The sequence below is a fragment of the Bombella apis genome, assembly GCF_018221685.1.
Classification (GTDB): domain Bacteria; phylum Pseudomonadota; class Alphaproteobacteria; order Acetobacterales; family Acetobacteraceae; genus Bombella; species Bombella apis.
In genome coordinates, this window is the sequence record NZ_JAGJTM010000003.1 from 59,088 (window position 1) to 74,578 (window position 15,491).

Consider the following 15,491-nt stretch of genomic DNA (forward strand, 5'->3'; position numbering starts at 1 on the left):
CTTAATAAGGATTATTACTCACAGGTCAATAGGGAGAAAACGATACAGGGCATTTTTCGCTTATTTTCAGTGAGATTCTCCCTTATAGTCCCTCTTGCACATCTTTTCCGAAACAGACGACCAAACCGGCAGATTAACGAGCATGAAACTCCCGCCCCATTTTTTTTCAAAAATTAGAAAATCGATGAAGATGGGGCTGGGCCTATGTGTTGGAGCCGGGCTCCTGTGCCAGCATGGCCATGCCCAGACAGCGGTTACAAATCCCAATGGCAACCCGGAGTTCGTCCCTCATACCCTGAAAGATGCCTTGGCTCTGACCTATCTGACGAACCCCCAGCTTCGGGAAGCCCGGGCGCAGCTCCGCTCTGTTGATGAGCAGATGTCCGCAGCAGAGGCGGGGTGGCGACCAACCATTACGGCCAATGGGTCACTGACCTACTACAAGGGCAGCAGCCGCTACACACAGCAGACCGAGATCAATGGCCAGACTGTCAGGCTGCCCAACATCCAGCATTATAACAGTGGCGGTTACAACACGACCGTATCGCTGACCCAGCCCATCTATCAGGGCGGAAAAACGGTTGCGAGCATCCATATGGCCCGCAACCAGATTTTTGCCCAGAGAGCTCGGCTGATAGAAACGGAGCAGGAGGTCCTTTACGGGGCCATGAATGCCTATGTCCGTCTGGTCGCCAATCTTCAGCTCCTCCAGGTCAGCATCAATAATGAGAGGGCTCTGCGGGCCCAGCTGGATGCAGCGAACAGGCGCTTCCGCCTCGGGGAACTGAGCCGGACAGACGTGGCGCAGGCGCAGGGTGCCCTTGCAACAGCCACGGCCGAACGTCATCAGACAGAAGGTGCCGTGCAGGCAGCCCAGGCCAGCTATCTCCAGGTCGTTGGTGTGCCGGCCCCACCAGACCTCGTTCCACCACAGCCTCTGGCCCTGCCTGTCCGTACGGAACAGGAAGCCGTAGCAGAGGCCGTGCGGAACAATCCGAACGTGATCGCCGCACTCTTCAATGAAGCACAGCAGAAAGACAACATCTCCCTCCAGATGTCGGCCATCATGCCCAAACTTTCTGCCGGAGTGGCTTATCAGCGTTCAAAAGATCAGGGGCAGGACCAGTCCCTGCAGGACAACAAATACGCCACGCTCAACCTCCAGATTCCCCTCTATCAGGGAGGGAGTGAATATGCAGCCGTCCGGCAGGCCCGCCAGACGGCCATCGCAGCCCGCAATGAGGTGGATGTCCAGCGCAGGTCTGCCCTGGAGCAGACATCAGAAAGCTGGCAGACCTACATGTCCATCAAGGACACGCTCCGCAGCCACCAGATTGCCGTTTCCTCCAATATGGCGGCCCTTGCCGGTGTCGAAAGGCAGGCTCTTGTCGGTACGGCAACAACCCTGTCCGTCCTCCAGCAGCAGGCGACATTGTTGCAGTCACAGCGTGCACTCATCCAGAGCGTGACATCCCTGGTCACCTCCTCCTACGACATTGCCCGTGCCATGGGCCATCTCACCGCTGTGGACCTGAAACTGAATGTCCCCCTGTATGATGAAAAAGCCTATTATCATGCCGTTAAAAACCGCCTCTGGGGCGTTGGGGATTATCAGGTGAACCAGCCAGGCCGATAAATGGGGGAGGGGTTTTTCGCCTCTGCCTATCGGCAAGTTTTCATGCCGGTGATATGAACATCACCCTCTGACACGCTACATCATGACCCGGGAAACCATGTCCGAACAGAATGCACACTCTTCTCTGATTCCTTCCGATCTGGAAAAGGCCTTCATCCCCGCCGATTACGAAACCACGCTTTACAGATTGTGGGAAAATGCCGGGACGTTCAGGGCGGACCCCGGGAAAGGTGGCTCACCTTATTCCATCATGTTTCCGCCCCCCAACGTCACGGGGACACTGCATCTCGGGCACGCCCTGACCTTCACTCTCCAGGATATTCTTATCCGCTGGCAAAGGGAGAAAGGGGCCAATGTTCTCTGGCAGCCCGGTACAGATCATGCCGGTATCGCCACGCAAATGGTTGTCGAACGGGCTCTGGACAAGGAAGGCATCAACAGGAAAGAGCTTGGTCGGCCCCGCTTCATTGAGCGTGTCTGGGACTGGAAGAATGAATATGGCGGGACCATCATCCAGCAGCTTCGCCGCCTTGGTGCCTCGGCAGACTGGACCCGTGAACGGTTCACCATGGATGAAGGTCTGTCACGCGCCGTTCGCAAGGTATTCGTCCAGCTGCATGAAGAAGGGCTGATCTATCGGGACCGTCGTCTTGTCAACTGGGACCCTGTTTTCCGCTCGGCCATTTCTGATCTGGAGGTGGAGAACAGGGAAACAAAAGGCTCCATGTGGCATATCCGTTATCCTCTGGAAAACGGTGGAACCATCACGATTGCCACAACCCGACCGGAAACCATGCTGGGCGACGTGGCTGTGGCCGTCAATCCGGAAGATGACCGCTATACCAGCATGGTTGGCCAGACCATCATCCTTCCCCTGACGGGGCGGCGCATCCCTGTCGTGGCAGATGGACATTCAGACCCGGAAAAGGGAACAGGGGCTGTTAAAATCACACCAGCTCATGATTTCAATGACTTCGAAGTCGGAAAGCGTCATGACCTGCCAGCACCGACCATTCTGGATGAAAGCGCCTGCATCTGGCTGGATGAGATCCGTGCCGAACTGGCTGACCACGCTGGCATAAGCGACATCGAGTTCGTCCAGGCTCTGGAAGGTCTCCACCGTGATGAGGCCCGTAAGAAGATCGTTGAAAAGCTGGAAGAGATGGGCTGGCTGGAAAAAATCGAGCCCCATGTGCTTCAGGTACCCACAGCCGAACGTGGCGGTGCCATTGTGGAGCCGAGACTGACGCTGCAATGGTACTGCGATGCGCCCAGACTGGCACAGCCCGCCGTCGAGGCTGTCCAGTCCGGTGAAATGGTCTTTGAACCCCAACAATGGGAGAATACCTTCTTCGCCTGGATGAGGGACCTTCAGCCGTGGTGCATCAGCCGTCAGCTCTGGTGGGGTCACCAGATACCGGCCTGGTATGGGTCTGATGGAAAAACCTACGTTGCAGAGACGGAAGAAGAAGCCCAGAAGAAGGCTGGCCCTTCCATCACCCTGACGCAGGATGAAGACGTGCTGGACACATGGTTCAGCTCGGCTCTCTGGCCGTTCACGACACTGGGCTGGCCGGACAGGACGGAAGAGCTGGAGTTCTATTATCCAACCAGCACCCTGGTCACCGGCTTTGACATCATCTTTTTCTGGGTATCCCGGATGATGATGATGGGGCTTCACTTCATGGGGAAGGTTCCTTTCCGCAAAATACTGATCCATGGCCTTGTTCGGGATGAGAAGGGACAGAAAATGTCCAAGTCCCGAGGCAATGGTATTGATCCTCTGGATCTGATTGCCGATTACGGAGCGGACGCTACCCGCCTTGCCATTGCTGCGGGTGCTGGGCTGGGACGGGACATCAAGCTGGGCCGTACCCGTGTTGAAGAACATAGAGCCTTCATCACGAAGCTCTGGAACGCCTCCCGGTTCCTCCAGATGAATGGAGTGAAACCGAATCCCGGTTTCAATCCATCTGCTGTCCAGTCCACCATGGCCCGCTGGATTCTGGAGGAAGCCCGCAAGGCCGTGACACAAGCCGATGCGGCACTGGAAGCCTCCCGTTTTGATGAGTACACACGCTGCTGTTACAATTTTGTCTGGAATATTTTCTGTGACTGGTTCGTGGAATTCTCCAAACCGACCTTCCGGGCCGGTGGTGTGGAGGCAGAAGAGCTGAAGGCAGCTGGTGCGTATGTACTGGGTATTATTCTGCGCATGATGCACCCCGTCATTCCATTCGTGACCAGCACGCTCTGGGAGAAGCTGGGTTATTCTGGACCGTTTGGGACCGACAGCTGGCCTGAGATTCCCCAGATTGCCGGTGCTGAAGACGCTGCGGATGAAGTCAACTGGGTCATCCGGTTGATCAGTGACGTGCGGACTGTTCGGGCAGAAATGAATGTTCCGCCATCCCAGAAAGCCCCGCTGCTGCTGCGTGATGCTTCGGAAAAAACGCTCGAACGGGCCCGTAAATGGCAGGCTGCCATCGACCAGATGGCTCGTGCCTCCGAAGTTTCACCACTGGCAGGGGAGCCGCCGAAAATGGCTGCCCAGCTCATTCTGGATGAAGCAACCATCTTCCTGCCGCTGGAGGGCGTGATCGACCTTGAGGCGGAAAAAGCCCGTCTCCAGAAGGAAATCACACGGCTTGAGGGGGAAATCGGCAAGGTCGAAAAGAAGCTCGGCAATGAGAACTTTGTTGCCCGTGCCAAGCCTGAGGTTGTTCAGGAAAATCGTGACCGGCTGGAGACGTTCCAGCAGGAGCTTGCCAAGCAGAAAACAGCTCTGGGGCGTATAAGCTGATTTCCCGTTGCCATCAGAGTAAAAAAAAGCCTGCCCTGAAACGGCAGGCTTTTTTTATTGCAAGGGATTTATCGAGAGGGACGGTACTGACAACCGTCCCTGATATTACAGCTTCTTGACGATGATCTGGGACAGATCCCGAACAGCCCCATGGGCTGCACTGGTCGTCATGGCCGCATAAGCCTTCAGAGCCGTGGAAACGACACGTTCACGCTGAGGCTGCCAGCCTGCAGAGCCCTTCCCATGCATGGCAGCACGGCGCGCTTCAAGCTCTGTCTCCGACACTTCCAGATGCAGACGCCTTTCAGGAATGTCGATGATAATGGTATCACCTTCTTCCACTAGGCCGATCAGACCGCCTTCAGCGGCTTCCGGAGACATGTGACCAACAGAAAGCCCAGAACTCCCGCCTGAAAAACGTCCATCAGTAATCAGTGCGCAGGATTCTCCCAGCCCCATGGATTTAAGATAGCTGGTCGGGTAGAGCATTTCCTGCATTCCCGGTCCGCCTTTGGGCCCTTCATACCGGATGACCACGACATCACCCGGTATGATCTCCTTGCCCAGAATGGCATTCACAGCAGCATCCTGACTGTCAAAGACACGGGCACGCCCCTTGAACTTCAGAATATGTTCTGCAACCCCTGCCGTTTTGACGATGGCGCCATCCAGCGCCAGATTTCCATAAAGAACAGCCAGCCCGCCATCCTGCGAGAAGGCGTGGTTCCGGTCACGCAGAACACCGGTCCGACGGTCCCGGTCCAGCTCCCTGTACAGGCTGTTCTGGGAAAAAGCCTCAACCGTCCGCACACCACCAGGCGCTGCCCGGAACAGCTCTTCTGCCTCATCCTGATTCTGCATGATGTCCCAACGCCTCAGGGACGCCGCCAGCGTAGGAGAGTGCACAGTCGGCGTTCCCGCATCAATCAGGCCGGCACGATCCAGCTCTCCAAGAATGGCCGGAATCCCGCCAGCCCGGTGGACATCCTCCATATGTACATTGGCAACGGAGGGCGACACCTTGCAGAGGTGAGGGACCTTCCGGGACAGGGCATCAATATCACTCATCGTGAAATCGACTCCGGCTTCCCGGGCTGCGGCCAACAGATGCAGCACCGTGTTGGTGGAGCCCCCCATGGCAATGTCCAGCGTCATGGCGTTGGTGAAAGCCGCCTTCGTAGCAATGCCACGGGGAAGAGCCGTTGCATCGCCTTCCTCATACCAGCGCTTTGCCAGCTCTACGCTCAGGCGGCCAGCCCCAAGAAAAAGCTCCTTACGTTTGGCATGTGTCGCCAGAAGAGAGCCATTGCCCGGCAGGGAAAGACCAAGCGCCTCCGTCAGACAATTCATGGAATTGGCCGTGAACATGCCCGAGCATGAACCGCAGGTCGGACAGGCGGATCGTTCCACACGTTCGGAGATGTCATCACTGACACGTTCATCAGCTGCCGCCACCATGGAGGTCACAAGATCAACCGCCCGCTCAATGCCGTCCATGTCTGCCTTGCCAGCTTCCATTGGCCCGCCAGACACGAAAACGGTCGGGATGTTCAGCCGTAGCGAGGCCATGAGCATGCCCGGTGTAATCTTGTCACAGTTGCTGATACAGACCAGCGCATCGGCACAGTGGGCATTGACCATATATTCCACGGAATCCGCAATCAGTTCCCGTGAGGGCAGGGAATAGAGCATCCCGCCATGCCCCATGGCGATACCGTCATCCACGGCAATGGTGTTGAATTCCCTGGCCACACCACCGGCTTCCTCCACAGCCGAAGCCACCAGAGCTCCCATGTCCTTGAGATGGACATGACCGGGCACGAACTGGGTATAGGAATTGGCAATGGCAATGATGGGCTTGCTGAAGTCCCCATCCTTCATGCCTGTCGCTCTCCAGAGCGCACGGGCCCCTGCCATGTTGCGGCCACGGGTGCTTGTATGGGAACGATAGGCAGGCATTCAGGAAACCTCTTTCAAAAAAAATATTTCAGGGCGTTCTATAGTAAGAAACGGTAACATAAAACAAAAAAATTGAAAGATATGAAAAGCATGGCGATTGCCCCCTAGCGATACAGGCCGCTGAAGGCCATATGCAGGGCACTCACGATTTTACACGGACAGGAGCAACCATGACACAGACATCATCCATCATCCTTGGGGGCGGGTGCTTCTGGTGTGTCGAAGCCATCTTCAACGGTCTCAGGGGCATCATCTCTGCCAAACCGGGGTATGCGGGTGGTCATGTAGAGCATCCCAGCTACAAGGCTGTCTGTACCGGCAGGACCGGCCATGCCGAGGTAGTACGGGTGGTGTTCAATCCTGCTGAAATTGGTCTGGAGGATATTCTCCGGGTTTTCTTCACAACCCATGACCCGACCCAGCTGAACAGGCAGGGCAATGACGTAGGCACGCAATACCGCTCCGTCATCTTTGGTGATGAAGCCCAACAGGCCGTTGCCCGGACAGTCCGGGACGACATTGCAGCCCAGAACATCTGGGAGGCACCGCTTGTCACCTCCATTGAGGGACCTGCCCACTTCTGGGAGGCGGAAGAAAGCCATCATGATTATTTTGCCCGCAACCCGGAAACAGCCTATTGCGCCGCTGTCGTGGCCCCCAAGGTTGCCAAGGCCCGCAAGCTCTACCGGGACCGGCTGAAATAATCAGTTCTCCATCATGAAAACAGTGGAGGAACGGAAAAAGGTTCCTTCACTCGTCATATTCCAGCAGCACACGGTCCGTTTCTTCATCATAGCCAAACAGATTGGCATAACGGGCCCATGATATGGCTGTATTCATTGTCTGCCGGGCATAGGTTGTGGACATGGTATCTTCCAGCTTGCGACGGAATATATCAGCATCCATGGCATGGTTGCTCCGCTCATCCAGCGTGCTGCGGATCAGCTTCAGCAGCGGGACGGAATGGAGCAGGGCCGTCCGCATGATGTCCCGGCGCGCATCGGCATCGCCTTCCACGAAGGTACGGCCCGTGCTGGTAAGCATGATGTCTCCATCCTCCAGCTCTGCAAAATCCAGCAATTGCAGGGTTTCACCCAGCGGGAAAAGGTCATCAAGAGTCATCTGGAGTTGATTGGCCAGCTCCGGCAGGTCTGCCCGACCAGAGAGGGGCGCATGTTCCAGCGATTCCATGAGGCCGACCAGAAGTTCAATGGAAATGTCGGGCAGCACGATGAAGGAATCACTTTCATCATGAACCTCTCCCTGATCGGGCGTGGAAAGGTCAGCCTCCGAAACACTGGGCGCCCGAAGGGTCATCAATGTATATATCTGGTCCACAAAATGGCGGAAATCATCGTCCTGACGATTCCGGGGATGGGGGAAGGGCACAACAATCTCATGCGTGATACGCCCTGGCCCCGATGAGAACAGTAAAATCCTGTCACACATCAGCACGGCTTCTTCAATGGCATGAGTGGCCAGCACCATGGCTTTCAAAGGTCCCAGCCGATGTTCCTGCCACAGTTCTATCAGGTCTGTTCGCAGATTTTCGGCACTCAGATGATCGATATTGAGAAAAGGCTCATCAAGCAGAAGGATTTCAGGCTGCCGTGCCAGAGCACGGATCAGCGAGGCCCGTTCTGCCAGAGCATCAGAAAGCTCTCTCGGATAGGCACCTTCATATCCGTCCATATCGAGGACCTCGATGATGGCATCCGCAATTTTTTCCCGCTCTTCCCGGGGCTGACGTCTGGCCTCCAGAGCAAGAAGAACATTTTCCCGTACTGTCAGCCATGGAAAGAGAACATCATCCTGAAGGATGATGGACACCGTTTCGAGCGCCTGGGCAGTAGCTCGTCCTTCCCGCCAGAACACTTTCCCCTTTCGGGGCTGTTCCAGGCCAGCCATGATCTTCAGAAGGCTGGATTTGCCCGAGCCTGAACGTCCGACAAGCCCCAGAATTTCCCCCTCCCGAACATCCATGTTGACCTGTTCAACAATGGGAACGTCCTGATGGCGGGATTTATGTGCAAACTGTGCACAGTCGGCCAAGCGTAAGATAGCACTCATGAGCTAGATCCTATAACGGTGCGCCATGCGCTCCTGCAATGGAATGCAGATACCCCATCGGACAGACACAGCCATCAGCGTCATCAGGCACAGCAGGATGCCCTGTACACTGTAGGCGTGAGCCTGAAGAATACGCAGATGGAGCGTTTTCCTTTCCAGCAGAGCGGCCAGATAGACATTATCCCAGAAAAACGGCAGCGCCACGACAGCTGCCTGCAGCAGAGGCGGGCAAAGCAGGGGCAGGCGGACATCCTTCCAGAATGACCACAGGGGCAAACGAAGATGATGCCCCATCACGATGAACTGACGCCCCGCAACGTCGGCTTCCCGAAGAAACGCCCAGCCAGTGATGCCCATGACCGCCAGAGCCGGCATGACATTCAGAGGGACGGGTACGGACAGTCCCAGCCAGACCATGAAAACAGGAAAAAGCGCTACCACCAGGCAGGCCTTCCGGATCCGCTTCTGCACCTGTACAGGAGCCCCCAGCAGCAGGCCCCCCAGCCACCCCCAGACCCCACCAACCAGACAGACCGCTACCACAAGAGCTCCCAACGGCCCCGGTATGCCCCAGAACCCCCAGGAAAGGATCATGGTCAGCATGGTTCCGGCCCCTCCCAGCAGGCAGCGCCTCTTCCAGGAAACGGAACGCTCCTCCAGCCTCTGTGTCTGCATCTGGTCACAGACGGCATAATGCCGACCGTATCCGCGCAGGGGCCCAATGAGACCATGCTGAACCAGCAGCACAGGCACCAGCATGAGAAGCAGTACGCCACAGGCGGACAACTCTCCGCCTGTTTTCAGGGCCGAGAGAAGTGCTCCCCCCAACCCGGAAGGGGTATGGGAAAGAAACAGTGCAAGAACCAGCTCCCCTCCCAGAATACGGAGCCAGAAATCGGGCAGGTCCCTCAGAACGGACCGTACGAGTTCAGGGAAGGCAAACGGGATGTGAAGGCGCCAGAAACCCTGCCAGCGCCCCAGCCGCAAGGCTCTTGCCGTTTTCAGAAAACTGGACGGGATTCCTGTTTCCGCTTTCAGGGTGGCGTGGACACTCCTGACCAGCAGGCTGAAGCAGCCCACCGCCACGACATCCCAGAACGGCGTCATGACCATACAGAACAGCCCGACAAGGCAAAGGGAGGGAATTTCTCCCAGTATGGCCGTCACACCAGCCAGCGCCCGACGCAGGCCAGTCGAACAGGCCGCCAAGGAGAGGAGAACACAATGCCCCGCAGCCGCCAGAAGCAGCGCCATCACTCCCTTGCCCAGGGTCCAGAACATATCATCCCATGGAGACGGGAAGACAGGGAAGGGCACCAGACCACATGCCCGCAGAAGCCCATACAGTCCCCCCAGAATCAGGACACAGCAGGAGAGACCACTTCCCTGATAAGCCAACAGCCAGTGCCTGCTTCTTTCCCCCAGTCTGGAAAGGTACGCAAAGGGCCAAGTATCCCGTCTCATGGCTGGCCCATGGCCGAATGAATCTTCATGACCGACCCCTCAAAAATCAGCCGCCGGGACTGGAAAACCGGTCAATGGCCGGTACTGCCGAAGCCCCCATGCCCTCGGTCTGTTGTATCAAGGCTGCTGCACTCCTGCCACTGCATTCTCACGACAGGCGCCAGAACCCCCTGGGCAATCCTCATCCCACGTTCGATGACAAAATCTTCCGCCCCGGCATTGATGAGGATGATGCGGATTTCTCCCCGATAATCTTCATCAATGGTGCCGGGACTGTTGGGCACCATGATGCCGTGCTTCAGGGCCAACCCGGAGCGGGGACGTATCTGAAGCTCATGCCCCTCAGGCAGGGCAACACACAGCCCTGTCGGCACCAGTTTCCGCTCCCCCGGACGAAGTATCAGAGGCTCCTGCACCGCCGCCTGGAAGTCAACACCGGCAGCTCCGGCAGTTCCATAGGCAGGCAGCTCCAGCCCCTCGGAATGGGGGAGGCGAAGAATACGGACTTTCACGACATCGGACATGGCTTGATCCCCTCACAGCTAAAGCCAGAGGACTGTTAATCCTGTTTCTGGAAAAAAGCCACCACCCGCTCTGCAAGCTGTTCTGCCAGAGCGGGTTTGGTCATTTCTGGCCAGCTCTCCGTTCCATTCTCTGTCAGGAACAATACCTGATTTTTCTGCCCACCAAACGGATGCCGGCTCACATCATTGGCAAGAAGCCAATCACACCCCTTGCGGCGACGCTTCTGCTCCGCATGACTCTGAAGATCATCCGTCTCCGCCGCAAACCCGACAACCAGTGCCGGACGTTTTGCAACATGGGACAGCGTGGCCAGAATGTCAGGATTCTCTCTCAGGGAAAGAACAGGCGGAGCCTCTGCCGTTTTTTTCATCTTCCGGCTGCTGACAGTCTCAGGGCGCCAGTCACTGACAGCTGCCACACAGATGGCTGCATCAGCCGGAAGCTGTGCAAGGCAGGCAGCCTTCATCTCTTCTGCCGTCCTTACGTCAATCCGCTGGACAGACGGTGGAGTGGGCAGAAAGACAGGACCACTCACGAGCCGGACGTCGGCACCTCTGGCCGCCAGAGCGCCTGCAATGGCATAGCCCTGAAGCCCTGATGAATGGTTGGAAATGAAGCGGACAGGGTCAATCGGCTCTACCGTCGGGCCGGCCGTGACAATGATACGGCGCCCCCTCAGGCCTGTTCCCCCCGACAGGGTTGAACGGACTGCCGCCAGAATCTCGTCCAGCTCTGCCAGACGTCCCATGCCGGTTTCACCACAGGCCACGGCACCATGCGCCGGACCAATGCATCGGACACCCCGCTGCTCCAACAGGGCAAGATTGGCCTGTGTGGCAGGATGGGACCACATGTGAGGATTCATGGCCGGTGCCAGAAGAATGGGAGCTGCCGTTGCCAGGAGAAGGGTCGTGGCCAGATCATCAGCCATGCCCTGTGCCATGCGAGCCATCAGATTGGCCGTGGCCGGGCAGACCAGCACCAGGTCGGCCGACCTGGCAAGAGCGATATGACCGATTTCACTTTCCTGCCCGGGGCGGAACAGCTCATCATGGACAGGAGCGCCACACAACACTTCCAGGGACAATGGCGTCACGAACTGCTTCGCCGCTTCCGTCATGACGGGCACGACCTCCATGCCCTCATGCCGGAGCTGCCGGGCGAGATCCAGCGCCCTGTAGGCAGCAATGCCACCTCCCAGAATGAGAATGACGCGGGCCATGCTCAAAGCCGCCAGCCAGAATGAATGGCCACGATTCCTCCCGAAAGATTCTGATAGGATACACGATCCATCCCCGCCGCCCGCATCATGCCTGCCAGTGTTTCCTGATCCGGGAACATGCGGATGCTTTCGGCAAGATACTGATAGCTCTCCGCATCACCAGCAATCATCTGCCCCATGCGGGGCAGCACCTGAAAGGACCAGAGATCATAAAGGGCCGAGAGGGCCGCCACATCCACTTTCGAAAATTCAAGGCAGAGAAAACGCCCGCCCGGCTTCAGCACACGACGGACCTCCCGCAGGACAGCATCCTTGTCCGTACAGTTGCGCAGTCCGAACGCCATGGAGACCCTGTCCATCGAAGCATCGGGAAAAGGCAGTGCCTCGGCATCGGCAACACAGACATCCATCTCCCCGATCAGCCCGGCCTTGATGGCCCGCTGACGGCCAACTTCCAGCATGGCCTCGTTGATGTCCGAAAGCACGGCATGGCCACCACCACGACGCAACCAGCCAAAAGTGATGTCTCCCGTACCGCCAGCAAGGTCGAGCAGCCTGTATCCCGGCTGCGGGGACAGCATGGTCACGAAGATGCGCTTCCAGACCCGATGGATACCGAGGGACATGGCGTCATTCATGACGTCGTATTTGCCAGCAACGCTTTCAAAAACCTGTCGGACCAGCGGTTTCTTTTCGCCCCGTGGCACATCACGGTAGCCGAAATCAATCGTATCAGCCTCAAAATCAGCTGACGAAGAAGAGGAGGTATGGGAAGAATGGTGTTCAGTCATATGCCACCGTTATCTCATTGCGGATATTTATGCCAGAACTCCCAGAAGTTGAAACCATTCTCCAGAGCATGAAGGCTTCGCTGAAGGGGCACAGCCTGTCCAGCGTGGAGGTCAACCGGCCTGACCTGCGTCTGCCTTTTCCGCCAGGTCTCTCCACAATCCTCCTCCATCAAACGATCATCCAGTTGAGACGTCGTGCCAAATATATTCTGATGGATTTCCAGCATGGCTGGACCCTTCTCATACATCTGGGCATGTCCGGCAGGCTGTTCATCGACCCTGCCCGCCAGAATCTGCCACCCCGCAAGCATGAGCATCTCGTCCTGTGGACCAGCAACGACCATCGTGTCGCCCTGGTGGATCCCAGACGTTTCGGCATGGTCTGTCTCTTCCAGACAGAACAGGAACACCAGCAGCCACAGCTTGCCCATCTGGGAGTGGAACCTCTTTCTGACCAGTTTACGGCAGAAACCCTTGCGGCAACCCTGGTCACGACACGGATGCCTATCAAGAATGCCCTGCTGGACCAGCGCCGGATTGTCGGACTGGGGAACATCTATGTCTGCGAAGCCCTGTTTCGGGCCCGCATCCATCCCGCACGGGCCGCTGACAGTCTGAGCAAAGCGGAGACAAAACGTCTCTGCAGCCTCATTGTGGAGATACTCCAGACGGCTATTGCAGCCGGAGGCTCCACATTGCGGGACTATGTGCACACTGATGGCCAGCCAGGGACTTTCCAGACCCTGCATCTTGTCTATGGCAGGGAAGGGCAACCCTGCCCAGCATGCCTGGCAAAAGGGCATTCCATCCCCATACAGCGTATGACACAGAGCAGTCGGTCCACGTTTTTCTGTCCACACTGCCAGAAAAAGTTGCGTAAGTGACCCGTTATTGCCGCAGGATATGAAGACAGTGCTTGACGCCATGTCAGCGGAGCGGTAGAGGGGCAGACATTATTTTTTAGCGAACTATCCGCAGGAAACCTGAAGCCCATGGCAAACAACGCATCTGCCCGTAAACGCATCCGTCAGAACGAGCGCCGCCGTCTGCGCAACGCTTCCCGCCTGTCCCGTATGCGTACCTTCATCAAGAATGTTGAGAAGGCCATCCTGTCCGGCGACAAGAATGCAGCGGCAGAAGCACTTCGTGCGGCCCAGCCTGAGATGCAGCGTGCAGCTGGCAAGGGTGTGATTTCCCGCAACACGGTCAGCCGCAAGCTCTCCCGCCTCTCTGCCCGCATCAAGTCTCTTACCGCCGCTGCCTGATCGTCCGATCCAGGCAGAATGGCCCGTTTCATCAGGACCTGATGAAACGGCTTCGGGCGCGCCCACTGGGCGCGTGCTTTTTTTGCCCTCACGCAAGGCGGGGTCGTATCATGGCCCAAGCAGGCTTTCCCTTTCCTGAAGGTTAAGCTAGTGTGACAAGGCACCCAACGCCCCGGCAAAAACACTTGATTACCCCTTCTGGCGGGTTCTACCCTAGCCGAAGGCCTGCAAGACCATGAAGTACGGAGATCAGAAGTGGAAAAAGCTCAGTCCCAGGACGCTGCTATGGCCTCTTCTGAAAATTCTGCTCTCAAGGCATCTTGGCTGCGCATCTGCGATCGCCTGAAAGGTGAGGTCGGCGATGTGGAATACAGGATGTGGATCCAGCGCATTACGTTGGGCCCGCTGGATGATGATGAAATTACCCTCTACCTGCCGGAACGTTTTCTGAGAGACTGGGTCCGTGCCCAGTATGGCCAACGCCTTCAGTCCCTGTGGCGTGAAGAGAATCCAGCTGTCCAGCATGTCGAATTACGGATCGACAAGAAAGCACAGCGTGCCGCAAAAACCGGGGATGATGCTCCACAGGCTGAAGAGGGCGGGGGGGCTGCGAATCTCTCCATCAGCGCCATGGCCAATGAAGATGCAGCGGCCTTGGATCGTGAAGAGGCCGTTGCAGCCACTTCGCCCTCGATGAATGAAGTGCGGAATGATCTTGCCGTCCCGCTGGACCGACGCTTCACGTTCGACAATTTCGTGGTCGGCAAGCCCAATGAATTCGCCTATGCCTGTGCAGGGCGTGTTGCGGATCATCCCGCCAGCCCCGGTTTCAACCCGCTCTTCCTGTACGGTGGCGTTGGTCTTGGCAAGACCCATCTCATGCACGCTATTGGCCTCAAGCTGATCAGCCGCGGGAACATCTCGGTCGCCTATATGTCTGCCGAGAAATTCATGTACCGTTTCATTGCGTCCATGCAGTCCAAATCCCAGATGGAGTTCAAGGAACAGCTCCGGTCGGTTGATGTGCTGATGATTGACGACCTCCAGTTCCTGATCGGGAAGAACAGCACGCAGGAAGAATTCTTCCATACCTTCAATGCGCTGGTGGATGCAGGGCGGCAGATCATCGTCAGTGCTGACAAGAGCCCCTCTGATCTTTCCGGTCTGGAGGACAGGCTCCGCACACGGCTGGGCTGCGGTATGGTAGCGGATATTCACGCTACGACCTTCGAACTGCGCATTTCCATTCTGGAAGCCAAGGCCAAGGCCTCTGGCACGCCTGTCCCTCCCAAGGTGCTGGAATATCTGGCCCACAAGATCACCACCAACGTGCGGGAGCTGGAAGGTGCACTGAACCGCCTCATCGCCCATGCTGATCTGGTAGGCAGACCCGTCACGCTGGAATCGACACAGGATGTCCTCAAAGACATGCTCAAAGCTCATGAGCGCCGTGTCACGATCGATGAAATCCAGCGCAAGGTGGCCGAGCATTTCAATATCCGTCTGACCGACATGTCATCAGCCCGTCGTGCCCGGGCCGTGGCCCGCCCCCGGCAGATTGCCATGTATCTGGCCAAACAGCTTACAAGCCGCAGCCTCCCGGAAATCGGCCGGAAATTCGGCAATCGGGACCATACGACTGTCATGCATGCCGTGAACCGCATTTCGGAGCTTATGGAACAGGACCCCGGTCTGGCTGAAAGCGTCGAGCTGCTGCGCCACATGCTGGAAAGCTGAAGATGGCTTTTCAAGCATG

12 protein-coding genes are annotated in these 15,491 nt (G+C 57.1%); 6 read left to right on the plus strand and 6 right to left on the minus strand.

All coding sequences use genetic code 11. The features are described from left to right. Nucleotides 1-184 precede the first annotated feature (184 nt). On the plus strand, nucleotides 185-1,636 hold the full coding sequence (locus tag J8Z04_RS02105) for a TolC family outer membrane protein (RefSeq protein ID WP_081563152.1): 1,452 nt from the start codon (nucleotides 185-187) through the stop codon (nucleotides 1,634-1,636). Nucleotides 1,637-1,733: 97 nt separating this feature from the next. Further along, on the plus strand, nucleotides 1,734-4,439 hold the full coding sequence (locus J8Z04_RS02110; protein WP_192848206.1) for a valine--tRNA ligase: 2,706 nt from the start codon (nucleotides 1,734-1,736) through the stop codon (nucleotides 4,437-4,439). 105 nt (nucleotides 4,440-4,544) lie between these two features. On the opposite strand, the gene ilvD is transcribed toward J8Z04_RS02110, so the two are convergent. Beyond that, nucleotides 4,545-6,398 carry a dihydroxy-acid dehydratase gene (gene ilvD / locus J8Z04_RS02115; RefSeq protein ID WP_081563153.1) on the minus strand — a complete coding sequence of 618 codons (1,854 nt, stop codon included), beginning with the start codon at nucleotides 6,396-6,398 and terminating at the stop codon, nucleotides 4,545-4,547. A gap of 170 nt (nucleotides 6,399-6,568) precedes the next feature. Between ilvD and msrA the strand changes: the two genes are divergently transcribed. Beyond that, the gene (gene msrA / locus J8Z04_RS02120) at nucleotides 6,569-7,102 is read left to right on the plus strand and encodes a peptide-methionine (S)-S-oxide reductase MsrA (protein WP_043560130.1); all 534 of its coding nucleotides are present in this window, start codon (nucleotides 6,569-6,571) and stop codon (nucleotides 7,100-7,102) included. Between the two features lie 46 nt (nucleotides 7,103-7,148). Here msrA and J8Z04_RS02125 read toward each other — a convergent pair whose 3' ends face one another. The 5 genes from J8Z04_RS02125 to ubiE form a co-directional block, all read right to left on the minus strand. Further along, nucleotides 7,149-8,468: an ABC transporter ATP-binding protein gene (locus tag J8Z04_RS02125; RefSeq protein WP_192848207.1), complete on the minus strand. Its 1,320-nt coding sequence runs from the start codon at nucleotides 8,466-8,468 to the stop codon at nucleotides 7,149-7,151. Nucleotides 8,469-8,471: 3 nt separating this feature from the next. Next, nucleotides 8,472-9,866 carry a hypothetical protein gene (locus tag J8Z04_RS02130; protein ID WP_212125560.1) on the minus strand — a complete coding sequence of 465 codons (1,395 nt, stop codon included), beginning with the start codon at nucleotides 9,864-9,866 and terminating at the stop codon, nucleotides 8,472-8,474. Nucleotides 9,867-10,003: 137 nt separating this feature from the next. Continuing rightward, entirely contained in the window at nucleotides 10,004-10,456 is a 453-nt protein-coding gene (gene dut, locus J8Z04_RS02135; protein ID WP_043560125.1) for a dUTP diphosphatase, read from the minus strand. Nucleotides 10,457-10,491: 35 nt separating this feature from the next. Beyond that, nucleotides 10,492-11,679 (minus strand): bifunctional phosphopantothenoylcysteine decarboxylase/phosphopantothenate--cysteine ligase CoaBC, encoded by a 1,188-nt coding sequence (coaBC, locus tag J8Z04_RS02140; RefSeq protein ID WP_192848209.1) that lies wholly within the window; start codon nucleotides 11,677-11,679, stop codon nucleotides 10,492-10,494. A 2-nt stretch (nucleotides 11,680-11,681) separates the two neighbouring features. Further along, complete coding sequence (gene ubiE / locus J8Z04_RS02145) at nucleotides 11,682-12,470, minus strand: bifunctional demethylmenaquinone methyltransferase/2-methoxy-6-polyprenyl-1,4-benzoquinol methylase UbiE (protein WP_081563158.1); 789 nt, start codon at nucleotides 12,468-12,470, stop codon at nucleotides 11,682-11,684. A 29-nt stretch (nucleotides 12,471-12,499) separates the two neighbouring features. Between ubiE and mutM the strand changes: the two genes are divergently transcribed. From mutM to dnaA, 3 genes are all read left to right on the plus strand, one after another. Then, on the plus strand, nucleotides 12,500-13,354 hold the full coding sequence (gene mutM / locus J8Z04_RS02150) for a bifunctional DNA-formamidopyrimidine glycosylase/DNA-(apurinic or apyrimidinic site) lyase (RefSeq protein WP_192848210.1): 855 nt from the start codon (nucleotides 12,500-12,502) through the stop codon (nucleotides 13,352-13,354). Between the two features lie 108 nt (nucleotides 13,355-13,462). Then, a complete protein-coding gene (rpsT, locus tag J8Z04_RS02155) occupies nucleotides 13,463-13,735 on the plus strand; it encodes a 30S ribosomal protein S20 (protein WP_043560115.1) in 273 nt (90 codons plus the stop codon). Between the two features lie 285 nt (nucleotides 13,736-14,020). Further along, on the plus strand, nucleotides 14,021-15,472 hold the full coding sequence (dnaA, locus tag J8Z04_RS02160; RefSeq protein WP_154981439.1) for a chromosomal replication initiator protein DnaA: 1,452 nt from the start codon (nucleotides 14,021-14,023) through the stop codon (nucleotides 15,470-15,472). Nucleotides 15,473-15,491 lie beyond the last annotated feature (19 nt).

Bases quoted from the DNA above. Each gene is read 5' to 3' on its own strand.
- J8Z04_RS02105 (WP_081563152.1), top strand. From the start codon at position 185: ATGAAGATGGGGCTGGGCCTATGTGTTGGAGCCGGGCTCCTGTGCCAG.
- J8Z04_RS02110 (WP_192848206.1), top strand. From the start codon at position 1,734: ATGTCCGAACAGAATGCACACTCTTCTCTGATTCCTTCCGATCTGGAA.
- ilvD (WP_081563153.1), bottom strand. From the start codon at position 6,398: ATGCCTGCCTATCGTTCCCATACAAGCACCCGTGGCCGCAACATGGCA.
- msrA (WP_043560130.1), top strand. From the start codon at position 6,569: ATGACACAGACATCATCCATCATCCTTGGGGGCGGGTGCTTCTGGTGT.
- J8Z04_RS02125 (WP_192848207.1), bottom strand. From the start codon at position 8,468: ATGAGTGCTATCTTACGCTTGGCCGACTGTGCACAGTTTGCACATAAA.
- dut (WP_043560125.1), bottom strand. From the start codon at position 10,456: ATGTCCGATGTCGTGAAAGTCCGTATTCTTCGCCTCCCCCATTCCGAG.
- coaBC (WP_192848209.1), bottom strand. From the start codon at position 11,679: ATGGCCCGCGTCATTCTCATTCTGGGAGGTGGCATTGCTGCCTACAGG.
- ubiE (WP_081563158.1), bottom strand. From the start codon at position 12,470: ATGACTGAACACCATTCTTCCCATACCTCCTCTTCTTCGTCAGCTGAT.
- mutM (WP_192848210.1), top strand. From the start codon at position 12,500: ATGCCAGAACTCCCAGAAGTTGAAACCATTCTCCAGAGCATGAAGGCT.
- rpsT (WP_043560115.1), top strand. From the start codon at position 13,463: ATGGCAAACAACGCATCTGCCCGTAAACGCATCCGTCAGAACGAGCGC.
- dnaA (WP_154981439.1), top strand. From the start codon at position 14,021: ATGGCCTCTTCTGAAAATTCTGCTCTCAAGGCATCTTGGCTGCGCATC.